The sequence below is a fragment of the Paenibacillus jepli genome (assembly GCF_047238105.1).
GTDB lineage: Bacteria > Bacillota > Bacilli > Paenibacillales > Paenibacillaceae > Paenibacillus_D.
Genome location: NZ_JBDFMD010000001.1, coordinates 5,768,537 through 5,780,411, shown reverse-complemented (window position 1 = coordinate 5,780,411; position 11,875 = coordinate 5,768,537). Strand labels below are relative to the sequence as shown.

Sequence of the window (11,875 nt, the reverse complement as noted above, 5' to 3'; positions counted from 1 at the left end):
CCCAGTATATAATGTAACGAAGCTATGGTTTAGTTACGCTTTTGTTTCGTTTTTATGTGGAGGGATTATGAGGATGCCGATACCCAAAAAAGTAACGCTGCAGCATCTGGCTGAGGAGCTCGGTCTATCTGCCCATACCGTGTCCAAGGCGCTCCGGGGGCTGCCGGGGATGTCAGAGGAGACCCGCCATCAAGTGAGAGAATTGGCGATCCGGCGCGGCTACCGGACCAAGGAGCAGGAGAACAGCGCCTTGTTCGAGCGTACGCCGCTGTATGCCAACCGCGCACGCCGTTTCCTGTTCGTGCTGCCTTCGAGAATCGGCCTGAATTCGGCGCTCCATCAGGCGCTGCTGGAAAGCGTTCAGCAACGTCTGACGCTTGCCGGTCACAAGATCGAGTTGTTATTTGTTCCTGATGATCTGGACGCCGAGAAGGGCTGGGAGAAATGGGCGCTCAGGCATGACTTGGACTTTGCAGACGGCCTCTTCCTCAGCCCCAATCTGAGCGAAGAGCTGGAACGTCGGCTGATCGCGCTGCCGATTCCCGCCATTATGCTGAACTTCCCGCCGGTAGGCGCCAATGTCGACAGCGTGATCTGGAATATCGCAGACAGCATGCAGCAGTGCGTCCATCTGCTCGCCCGCTCCGGCCACCGCCGTATCATGTACGTCGGTCCGACGGGCACCATCCGAGGTTTTACCGTACGCGGCTTTAGGGTGCGTTGGCATTCGTATCTTGCAGCGCTCGAGGCGGCCGGCTTGCCCTCTGCCCCTGACGATTGCATGCTGGAAATGGAGGGCGATGCGGCGGATTGGAGCAGCAGATGGCTGGCGAAGGTCGAGCGGATGCAGCCGACGGCGTTCGTCTGTGCTACCCAGGCCGCAGTGGTCCGCCTGTACACGGCTTGCGGGGCGACAGGTCGGCATATCCCGAGTGACTATTCGCTGGTCGCTCTGGAGCCTGAGCCTGCCCTGCAGGGCTTGATGCCTGACGTGGCGCGTCCGCTGCTGCCGGTCCAGGCGACCGGCCATCGCGCTGTGGAGCGCATGCTGTGGCGGATCGCCAACCCCGGCGCCCCTTACGAGCACATCCTGCTGCAGGGCGACCTGCATCTCGGAGAGACCGTCAAGCGTCTCAGCTGAGCGGCTGACACTGTGACCGGCGGCGGCGCTTCGACGGAAGAAAAGTGGCTGCTGCAGGCGCACCAAAAACCGGCACCCTGCTATTAAGGGTGCCGGCCGACTGTGGAGTTAGTTTCTTAGCGGAATGAGCTCGGTTTTTCACATTCAAGCCGCCAATTCGCCATAGGTGCAGCCGATCAGTATGAAATATCGTGTTCATTTGGGGCGAAATAGCAAAACTGGCTCATCCAACACGATTTTTCATATTCGTTTGACTATTTCCGCCCCCATAAGCCCAAATGAATATGAATTTTCGCATTCATGCCTACTGCTCCGCCGTTAACCTGCGAAACGGCCAGCTCTGGCGTCTGCTCAGTTGATAAACTGCAAGTATTGCAGCAGTCGCTTGAGCATGACCGTCACTTCGGCTCGCGTCGCCGAATGCTGCGGTCTCAGCAAAGCGCCGTCGCCTTGCATAATCCCTTCCCTGATGTTCATCGCCATCGCCTCGGCAGCCCACGAGCTGACAGAGTCGCCGTCCCGGAAGCCTGCCAGCTGGTCCGCGCCGCCGCTGGTCCGACCGCCAGTCGCTTCCACAGCGCGGACGATCATCAGAGCTGCCTGCTCCCTTGTGATGCGCTCATTCGGACGGAATGTGCCGTCCTCGAAGCCCGTAATCAGCCCTGCCTGCACAGATGCACCGACAACACCCGAGTACCAGACATTGGCGCCTACATCAGAAAAGCCAGTTGCTCCTTGCGTCTCTACAAGCCCGAGCGAACGTACGAGCAGAGCAGCAAACTCCGCTCTAGTCATGTTTGCATTCGGCACGAAGGCATCCGCCCTCTGGCCGTTCACGATCAGCTTCGACGCCAGCAAGGCCACATCGGCTTGCGCCCAGTGTCCGTTCATGTCAGCGAACGATTTGGACACCGTCAACAGAGCATATACACTGTTGCTGTTGCGCTTGATCGTAGCGATCGTCGTTCCGTTCGCAGCCTCAAAGACCGCAGGTACGAAACGGAACTCACCTGTACCCGGATTATAGAAGGCGGCCGTCGTCCGGTCATTGTCCACGCGGTTGGGCAGCGTCATCGTCCTGGTAACATAGGTTGTACCGAAACCATTGATCTCCACCGTCCGGCCGCCGCCTTCCGCCGCCAAGACATAGCTTACCGGATCCCCCAGCAGGGAAGCTCCGATGCGCTGTGCCGCAGCCGTTGCCTGCTGCCGCTCGGTGCCAGTCAGTGCCGCAATCTCAAGCGTGATGGCCATGGCATCAGCGACAACCCCCAGCTCCGCTGCCAGTCTCTGCACATCAAGCACTTGGACAGGCAGCTCATAGGACGCCCCATTCGCCGAGACCGCGATCGTTGCTCCTCCAGCACCGCTCAGAGCGGAAGCCGGCAGCTCGAACTTTGCAGGCCCCGGAGTGTCGCCCATCGCGATCCGGACGGTCCCGTTCGATTCCCGCAGTGACTGTCCGATCGCGGCATTCAGCAGCGGCCCATCCAACACGACTCTTGTGACCGTTCTGCCGCTTGCGTCGGTTTCGGTTATGATCCAGTCTGGATTGATGTCCAGCTGTACGCCTGAAGCCGTCGTTCCGCCTCCTGGCGACTCGCCGCCCGGCGTCTCGCTGCCAGGCTCCTCGCCATCCGGATCCGACTCGTTCGGAGGATAGGGGAAGTACCCTCCTCCGCCTACCGGTTCGCTCGGCAGCTTCCCGCCCTTCAGATCGACGATCCGTCCTTCTTTGGCGATTCTCACTGTACCGAGTCGTTCGAGATGCTCGATGAACACTTCGTAGTCCGGCAGATACAACTCATAATAGCGGCCATCGTCTTTGGCTTGCTTCAGGGAGTAATAGAAATCCCCGCCGCCGGCGACAAATGAATTGGTGCCGAGCATATAATAGCCGTCCGGATCGATCGGTGCGTACGTTCCATTGGCAGTTTTGACCTGTACGCGTACGACCCGCTCGCCAGCGAATGTAATCTCTCCCGTGTCCGGGTTGATCGTCTGCTTGGTCTTCGTCGAGTCGAAATCATATCTCATGCCAGAGACGTGTGCAAACGAGCCTCTCTCCACAGGCGCATCTGCAACGCCGTTCTCCAGCGCCAGGATCAATTCGCGGCCTGTGACCTTCAATGCCACGATGCTGTTGTCGAACGGCATAACCGTTCTGACTTGCCCCAGTGTTATGTCGCCTGCCGGGATACCGTCGCGGATGCCGCCGCCGTTCTGGATGGCTACATAGCCCTTGATCTCGGCCAGTTCACCTGGCGGGAGCAAGCCTTGCATTTTCTCGCGAACAGCGGTTGCCATTCCATCCGTAATCAGATTGCCAAGATTCGATTCCTCGTTGCGGACGATGCGGGTCATCACTCCGTCGATCATACGGGCGTAGACGAGCTCCACATTAGTCCGACCCACCACGGTCTGCTTCATTTCCTCAATCTCGGCGGCGAACTCGGCCAGGATAGCCTTTGCCGCTTCATTCTCAGGGAAGTCTTTTACTGCGAGCAGCCGACCATCCCATGCTGTCAACACGCCCTGTTCGTCAAAAGTAGCATCGATCAAGCCCAGCCAGTCTCCGTATTCCCCGGCTTGCACGATGATGGTCGGTTCACCGTCGGCATGCTTGACCACCGGCTCATCCAGCAGCGTATGACTGTGACCGCCGACGATAATATCGATGCCTGCCACTTCCTCGGCCAGGATCTCGTCGTAACCATAGCCAAGATGAGTCAGTGCGATGATCTTGTTGATGCCCTCGTCCTGCAGCATCGCTACGGTCGCTTTCGCACGATCGATATAGTTCTGGAACACGATCGTGTCGCCTGGCGACGATATACCCACCGTCTCTTCCGTTGTCAGGCCGATCACTCCGACTTGCTCGCCTTCCACATCCAGCACGATCGCTGGATACAGCTTGCCGTCTTCGATCGGCTCCGTCAGACCGCCGATCTCGTTACTGAAGATCTGGGACAGGCCTTCATTGGCACTGTAATCAATATTCGAACTGACGATCGGGAACTTAGCCTCACGGATGAACGCCTCGAGCACCGCCGGTCCCTTATCGAACTCGTGATTGCCCGGCACCATCGCATCGTACCCGGCCATATTCATAAATTCCAGATCCGCCATGCCGTTAAACCTGGTAAAGTAAAGCGTGCCCGAGAAGACATCCCCTGCATCCAGCAGGATCGTGTTGGCCGTCCGGTTGTCCGCAATGGCCGTAAGGCGTCTCGGTGCGCTGTCCAGGCGCGCATGCGTATCGTTGGTGTGCAGCACGCGAAGCTCGAATGCCCCTCCAGGCTGCGACTCGGCGTGCAAGTCGACCTGCACCAGCATCGGGTCGTGGTCAGAAGCCCGGTCTCTCGACACCGGGAAATCGGCATTGATATGCACGATATCAAATTCGCTGGCCGCCTCCAGATTGTGACTTACCAGCATATGGTCCAGCGTCTGGGAGTTGCCGTCGAACGTATAGGAGTACCTGTCGTTGATCGGCAGCGTGTCGACGAGGTTCATCAGCTCGCCACCTTTTAAGATGGACAACGTCTCTGTAAATTGGAAATCGTTGAAGTCGCCCATCACGACTACCTTCGCATCCGGGTTTGCCGTGACGACGTCCTTGACGAACCCGTTCACCACAGCCGCAATCTGGTGACGCTGCGCTTCACTGGACAATACCGGCGGCTGGTTTGCGCCGAAGGGTCCTTGATCGCCGCTCTTCGAATTGAAGTGATTGACAATGGCAATCACTTTCTCACCGTTAAATTCAAATTGTGCCGCCAGCGGCTTGCGAGAAGACTGAAACGCCGGATTCGTCGGATCGATGCGCCCCGGATTGTGCGACAGCCGGTCCGCATCCGCATCATATGTGATCGCCGTGACTGCTGTAGCCGCCTCTCCCGTCTCGCTTTCGCTGAGCGTGACGCGATCGGCGTTGTACAGGAAGCCAACGCGGATGTTGCCGCCCGGCTGGCCTCCGTCCTGCTTGTCCAACGGTGCAACCTCCGCAAAGCTGTACGCCGGGCCGCCGGCCCCTGATATGGTCTCGATCAGCTTCAGATAGCTCAGCTCGGCAGAGACCGTGCCGTCATCCGCCGGACCATTGTTGTCCTGGACCTCCACCAACCCGATGATGTCAGGCGCCTTCAGATTGGACACGATGGATTCTGCGATCGTACGGAGCTTGGGTTCCGGGACACCCGGATAGAAATTCTCGATGTTATACGTTGCCAGAGTCAGCTTGTCCTCATCGATCTCGATCGTTGTCGTTTCTCTTTCAAATTCGCTAAGCTCGACGGCAGGCAGACTGCCGTTCGGTGGAATAACCTTAAAGTTGCCGAAATTGTATCCGATGACACCGATGATGTCTTCTGTAAAACGATCCCCTGTGCCAAACTCCATGCCGGGATCGCCATAGGCCAGGATCAGACGCTGCGGATTGAGATTTCCCTCTTCTTTTAGGATCAGACCTCCCGCATCCGTCAGTACATCGTCCATGTCGTTCTCTACACGGGTCGGTATATTGTAGACTTGACCGCTGCTAACCCAGTAATTGCTCAACACGGTTGGCGAAGGCAGACGTACGAGCATCCCTTCCAGCGATTCGTAAAAATCGATCGCATCCTCCTCCGGATCGAACGCCGAGAACGAATCGTTGTCGATAATCGAGGTTGGCAGCGGCCGGCCTCCCTTACCCAGAAGGACAGGCTCCGGAAGCTCCTGATCGTGAGCCAGCACCTCGATAACAGGAGAGGTGATCTGCGTCGTCGTCAGATTGCTGCTGCTGCCTTCGTTGTACTCGACGACGGTGCCCGATACGGATATCAGATCGCCGATGGCCGGCTTCCTGTCCTCGAAGGTAGAGTAGACGTAGATAGCCTCCGAGGTATTGTCATTGCCGTCCGGCTCGGGATCCTGCATGTAGAAGCCGGTATAAGCGCCGTTGGTGAAGCGGTAGCCATACTGCGTAACGATGCCTACGATGTCCTCGACTTTCTGATCGGCATATTCTGAGAGATGTCCCTCGCCCTGGATGTCATGGATGCGGGGCTGCTCCACAGCTGTATAGGCGAACTCGTAGATATCGCCAGACTGATCGCCGTCGAGGGCTACCGCCCGGATCGTGACGTCTTCGGTGACGACGATCGGAGCCGCATACACCGGGCTTGTCCCTGCCGCGGGTTCCGAGCCATCTGCCGTGTAATAGATAACCGAGCTGCTTGACGGCGTGGAGAGCGCCACGGCATTGCCGATAATAATCCTCCCTGCCGCTGGCGATGCGGTCACGGACAGCAGGTCGTCGACCAGCGCCGCATCGTTCAGAGGAATGAGCTGGTAATCGTTCTGATACTGCTTGACGACCCCCGTCACGCGGACAAATGTCGCACCGGGTTCAAGCTTGGCTGAAGGGGAGTAAATAATGAATTCCGCGCCGCCCTGCGTCGCTGTCACACGCAGTCCGTTCTTGCCGGTAACCGTCACGTCTTCCAGCGAAACCAGCTTGGCCTCGTGCTGCTCTCCCTGATCGGAGGCAAGGTCCGCACCCGTCAGCAGCAATGGCGCAGGAATCCCTGCATTGTCATCTGTCACTTCGTAGGTTAGCCGGTCATCCGGCCTTAACTCTTCCAGCCCGTTGAAGACATCCATCCAGCCCTGGACAGCTACACGGTCTCCAGGTGATGCCAGCAGGTCGTAGCCATACAAGACGATCCCGGCGGTTTCATCCTGCACATAGATTTCCTGCCCTGCTATATGTGTGATCACTCCTTCAATCCAGGCATTCGCACTTCGCGGTGTCAGACGTGCTTCGGCAATCGTCTGCTTCTCCAGCACCGAGTACCGGAACGTCTGGGGCAGGCTGTCAGCGTAGCCATCCGCAGAGGCGTATGCCTCGATCGTCAGCGGACCGTCGATGACGATCGGAGCTGTATAGGGTTCGTAGGCCCCCCCATCCACGGCATAATGAATCGTCTCACCGACACTGCCTAGCCGGAGCTCTACCTCCGTGCCGGCAGGCCATGCATTCGAAGGATGGGACGCCGTTATGGCGCTTGCTCTCGGACCGGCCGCCGACTCGCCCTCGAGGACGATATCAGCCATCCGGCTGTTGCCGGTTGGCGAGACGGTACTCCCGCTGATCGAGACATCCGATGTATTCAGCCAGCGGATATAGACCTCCGCCTGGTTGTCCGTCTCGGATGGCAGTGCAAAGACAAAGCGAGCTGTATTGCTCGTATGCGTAAGGGTACCATCCGGGACGTCTGCAAAGCCCGCCCCGTCCAAGCTGTACTGCAGCTTGAAATCCCGGGGCGCCGTGCTCGAGCCGTAACTGTTAAAAGACAAACCGAGGTCTGTATAGCCTTCTGTATTTACTTTTATTTCCCAGTATTGGTCCGGGGTGTTCCAGCCGCTCGCATACACGGTGTTGCCTGTCGTGCTATACGTCATTGCGCGCTCGCTGCTTGTCCGGAACGTGCTGATCTCCTTGTTGGCATCGTTCCCGCCAACAGCTGCGATAGACGTCTGGCCCGTATGCCCGGCGGCAAACGTCCAACTGGCGATCGTTTCCGCAGCCGCGGACGCGCTCCGCATCAGTCCTGCAGGCAGCATTGCAGTCACCACCAAAAGTACAGCCAGAACAAAGCTTATCCCTCTCTTGTGCTTCACCAACCGATCGTCCATACGCACCTCCGTTAATAATAAAACTTTATTAGGAAACAACCTAAATTTACCTTTATTGCGTAAAATGTGTTGTCTCTTTTTCTAAAGTTATTATGAAGGTGAAAACGAAAAGACCTTGAGGCAACAACTCTCAAGGTCTAACGTTTTGCTCTATGGATCCATACGCTCAGCGCAATGCCGACGGCCATCATATTCGTAAACAGCGAGCTGCCGCCATAGCTGATGAACGGCAGGGACAGACCGGTTAGCGGCAGGATGCCGATGTGCATGCCAATATTGACGAATACCTGAAACACCAGCATGCAGATGATCCCCACCACCAGGTAGGAGCCCGCCAGATCCCTGCTCTCATGCACGGCAAGTATCATGCGATAGACCAGCAGATAGAAAAACATCAACATGACTGCCGATCCCATGAAACCGAAATTTTCTGCTAACGCGACATAGATGGAGTCCGAATAGGCATAAGGAATAAACCCATTTTTCAGATAATACCCATCATCCCCGAAGCTCCCCCCGACTGCGATCGCACGCATGGCATTGGCGACATGCCAGTCTCCCTCGGTCGGATTAAGGAAGGTCTGGATGCGGTCCATCTGATGCTTCTTGATCAGCACATCCAGCAGCGCATGCTCGGTCTGCAGCATCCAAAAGAATAACCAGACCCCCGCCGCCAACGCTGCCGTGCTGATAAACACATAAATAGCCCTTATATTGCCCATCCAGATCATGCCTGCAAAGATGCCCAGAAACACTAACGCCGTCCCGAGATCAGGCTGGTCATAGATGAGATAAGTGGGAACCAGAAAGACCAGGCATAACGGAAGCACATCCTTCAGGAGGCGCAGCTTCTCGCCGCCCCGCCGATGCAGCAGATGGGCTGCCATCAGGATCGTCGCCAGCTTCATCAGCTCCGAAGGCTGAAGCTGGGCATCGCCGACGACCAGCCATCGCACCGCTCCGTTGATGGTGATGCCCTGCAGTTTTACGATGACCAGCAGCACCAACCCTATCCCATACGCTGCGTAGGCCAGTTTCCCTACCAGATAACGATAATCCATGAATGCTATGATCATCATCGGGATACAAAAAAAGCCGAATAATTTCAAATTGCTGACGTGCAAGCCATCCAGCTTCGTATCCACGGTCGCGGTATAGACTGAAACTGTACCAATGGCGATGAGCACACATAGCACAGCTAGCATCACATAATCCATTCGATTCAGCTTGGTTACAATGAATCCTTCACTCCTTCACTGGTCTTAAAGCCCATGATTGCATGTCTCTATAAGGAAGACGATTAAGGATTTATTATAGTTCATTCTCCCCTTCCTCACAAGGCGAATCAATCCACAAATATGTACTAAAAACGGCCCGGACATACGTCCGGACCGCTCTGTGTGCCCTTAGGCTTGTTTGAGATACTTGACGAGTTCCGACCAAAAACCGGAATAATGCTCCCAGTCCATAAACTCCAGCGAGCCCCAATGCGGGGAGCAGTCGCTGGCGAATGCCGCCGTCTTGCCCTTACCGTAAGTGCCGACCGCCAGGATCGCGTCGTCACCGTTGCTGAGCAGCAGCTCGGCGTCCGGCTTTGCCGTCAGCTTGTTGTAGCCAAGCAGTCTGGGCCAGTCGCCAAGCTTGTCCACCAGCGCATGCGAGCTTGCCGCGATAGGTGCGAATCCGCTCGGCATCTCCACGCGGTCGTCCCCATCCATCATAACGACCGGCAGTACGTCTGCCAGCACAGTGTTCTTGTAATTGGCTTTTCCCTCGATGCCCATGAACGTGAGATAGCCTCCCACCATCAGAAGTCCGCCGCCTTCTTCCACATATTGCTTGATCAGATCCAGGCTGTTCGGGACAATCTTCATCTGATAGAAAGTCGGATTTTGCAGCAGGAAGGTGTTGGCACCGACATCGCTGATGACGATCGCATCGTAGCTCTTCAGTTCTTCCAGTGACTGCGGGAAGCGCACCTGCACCTCATGCGCAGGCATATACGTTACGTCGATGCCTTGCTCGCGCAGACAGGACAGCAGATACGTCGCTCCTTCCTCGTACTTGGTCGAGGTGAAGCTGTCATAGCCTTTCGTATGAATCATGTGCACGACCCACGATTCGCCTACAAACAGGATTTTCATGATTTAGTTCCCTCCATTATATGTTTGGGTTTGTGCAGCGGTAAGCTCCGCTTCTTCCACCTCGCACCAATCGATGATTGTCTTGGCGATCATCTTGACGGCCTGGATCACTTCGTCAACCGGCGTGAACTCGTCGCTGTGATGCGCCAAGCTCGGATCTCCGGGGCCGAAGTTGATCGTCGGGATGCCGACATTGACCGGCCAGCCCATATCGGTGTGGAAGCCTAGGCCCTCGATCTTGCCTGCCTCGCCGATCGCATGCAACGACGCGACGCAGGTCTGGACGAACGGATGCGAGACCTCCGTCTCTGCGCAGTCGGCGTCAACCATCCACTCGATGACCGGCGGATGCTCACGCAGCCAAGGGTCCCACTCTGCGGCCTGTCGCAGGAACTCGGTCAGCTCTCGCTTCACATTGCCGCCTACCAGCTTGTCGTCGCGTTCAGACGGCAGATATTGTGCATTGAACACGATCTCCGCTTCATTGGCAAAGGACGTCGGATACTCTCCCGCGTTCAACTGCGCCACATGGACCTGGCACGGAATCGCCAGATACGGGTGTGTCTTGCGCTCCGCCCAGTCCTCATTCAGCTCATCCAGCTGATCAAGGATATATCTCGCTTTTTTGATCGCGTCTACTGCACCGCCGTCCTGCCAGTCGGCCTGCGGCATCTCGATATGACCGCTGCGGCCCTGGATCTTGATCTTGCCCCAGAGGATGCCCCGGCACAGCGGCGCGATCGTCAGCGAGGTCGGCTCGGTCAGGATGCAGGCATCGGCTCGATAGCCATGATGGATGAAGTCCAAGGCACCCATCCCACCCGCCTCCTCGTCGACGACGGTGCCGACGACGACCGGGCCTTTGAGTTGGAGTCCGCTTCGCAGGACCGCCTCCACAGCCATGATCATGGCTGCGACGCCGCCTTTCATGTCGACGGTGCCCCGGCCGTACATCTTGCCGTCCACGATCTCGCCCGCGAACGGATCTTTGGTCCATTTGGAGCCAGCCATCACCACATCGATGTGGCCGAACAGGAGCATCGACTTGCCTCCCGTCTCCTTGCCGAACGTCGCAGCCAGATTGGGCCGTCCGGTGAAGTCACGGCCCGGGTAATACCCGGCCATCCCTTCATACTGCTTCAGCTCATCTGCGACCGGCTCCCACATCTCGATCTCCGCACCCAGCCCTTCGAGCTTGCGGGCGATGAACTCTTGGAGCTCCTTCTCCTTGGATGGTCCCGGTTCTTCGAAGAACCAGGGATTGACACTGGGAATCTGAATAAGATCCCGCAAAAAACCGATAATCTCGTCTTGGTGCTCGTCGATCCACGCCATTACTTGCTGTTCAGAGGTCATAGACTTTGCTCCTTCTTGGCAGGTGTAGTGCTTCATCTGTTATTGGAATCGAACGGAATGCCCATCTGCAAAATCGACCCAGGGATTAATCATCTCATCCCCGAACTTGTCCTTCTTCTTCTCGATAGCGAACATATACCGCGCTTCTTCGGCGGCCGGGTAAGCCGGACTATGCCAGACCCCCCGGTGAATCACGATCGCCTGCCCCGGCTTGATACGGAAGCAGCGGACCGTCGCGGCATCCGGCGCTTCGTCCGGATCCTCGATATTACTGCACAGCGCGACGGGCTGGATGATCTCCCGATCAAAGGTGAGCAGCAGCTCTTCCCGGCTGACATGCCGCTCCATTGCCTTTACGACGAACTCGCGGGGCTTGGTGACGACCAGACCGAAGCCGATCGGCTCATAGACGTCCAGCATCTGCACATAACTCCAGCAATCCCAACCCTCGCCATGCTTCGAAGGCTCGCCTGCGGGAAGATCGACGACTTTGCCGTACGAAGCGAAGGCTTCCGCGGTCAACTCTTCGATGTGTACCTTACGCTCCATTGTG

General features: G+C 57.1%; 6 protein-coding genes. 1 reads left to right on the top strand and 5 read right to left on the bottom strand.

Annotation, left to right across the window (positions count from 1 at the left end):
- The first annotated feature begins 73 nt into the window (after window positions 1–73).
- Window positions 74–1,141, top strand: a complete 1,068-nt coding sequence (locus ABC336_RS24175) for a LacI family DNA-binding transcriptional regulator (RefSeq protein ID WP_413241088.1) — start codon at window positions 74–76, stop codon at window positions 1,139–1,141.
- Window positions 1,142–1,492: 351 nt separating this feature from the next.
- Here ABC336_RS24175 and ABC336_RS24170 read toward each other — a convergent pair whose 3' ends face one another.
- The 5 genes from ABC336_RS24170 to ABC336_RS24150 all read right to left on the bottom strand — a co-directional run bounded on the left by ABC336_RS24170 (window position 1,493) and on the right by ABC336_RS24150 (window position 11,871).
- Window positions 1,493–7,822 carry a 5'-nucleotidase C-terminal domain-containing protein gene (locus ABC336_RS24170; RefSeq protein ID WP_413241087.1) on the bottom strand — a complete coding sequence of 2,110 codons (6,330 nt, stop codon included), beginning with the start codon at window positions 7,820–7,822 and terminating at the stop codon, window positions 1,493–1,495.
- 137 nt (window positions 7,823–7,959) lie between these two features.
- A complete protein-coding gene (locus tag ABC336_RS24165; RefSeq protein WP_413241086.1) occupies window positions 7,960–9,039 on the bottom strand; it encodes an FtsW/RodA/SpoVE family cell cycle protein in 1,080 nt (359 codons plus the stop codon).
- 189 nt (window positions 9,040–9,228) lie between these two features.
- Window positions 9,229–9,966 carry a glutamine amidotransferase gene (locus tag ABC336_RS24160; protein ID WP_413241085.1) on the bottom strand — a complete coding sequence of 246 codons (738 nt, stop codon included), beginning with the start codon at window positions 9,964–9,966 and terminating at the stop codon, window positions 9,229–9,231.
- Window positions 9,967–9,969: 3 nt separating this feature from the next.
- Complete coding sequence (locus ABC336_RS24155) at window positions 9,970–11,322, bottom strand: ArgE/DapE family deacylase (protein WP_413241084.1); 1,353 nt, start codon at window positions 11,320–11,322, stop codon at window positions 9,970–9,972.
- A 39-nt stretch (window positions 11,323–11,361) separates the two neighbouring features.
- A complete protein-coding gene (locus ABC336_RS24150) occupies window positions 11,362–11,871 on the bottom strand; it encodes an ureidoglycolate lyase (protein WP_413241083.1) in 510 nt (169 codons plus the stop codon).
- Between the last annotated feature and the right edge of the window lie 4 nt (window positions 11,872–11,875).

Excerpts from the sequence above, each read along its gene's own strand:
- ABC336_RS24150 (WP_413241083.1), bottom strand. The coding sequence starts at position 11,871 with ATGGAGCGTAAGGTACACATCGAAGAGTTGACCGCGGAAGCCTTCGCT.
- ABC336_RS24165 (WP_413241086.1), bottom strand. The coding sequence starts at position 9,039 with ATGGATTATGTGATGCTAGCTGTGCTATGTGTGCTCATCGCCATTGGT.
- ABC336_RS24155 (WP_413241084.1), bottom strand. The coding sequence starts at position 11,322 with ATGACCTCTGAACAGCAAGTAATGGCGTGGATCGACGAGCACCAAGAC.
- ABC336_RS24160 (WP_413241085.1), bottom strand. The coding sequence starts at position 9,966 with ATGAAAATCCTGTTTGTAGGCGAATCGTGGGTCGTGCACATGATTCAT.
- ABC336_RS24170 (WP_413241087.1), bottom strand. The coding sequence starts at position 7,822 with ATGGACGATCGGTTGGTGAAGCACAAGAGAGGGATAAGCTTTGTTCTG.
- ABC336_RS24175 (WP_413241088.1), top strand. The coding sequence starts at position 74 with ATGCCGATACCCAAAAAAGTAACGCTGCAGCATCTGGCTGAGGAGCTC.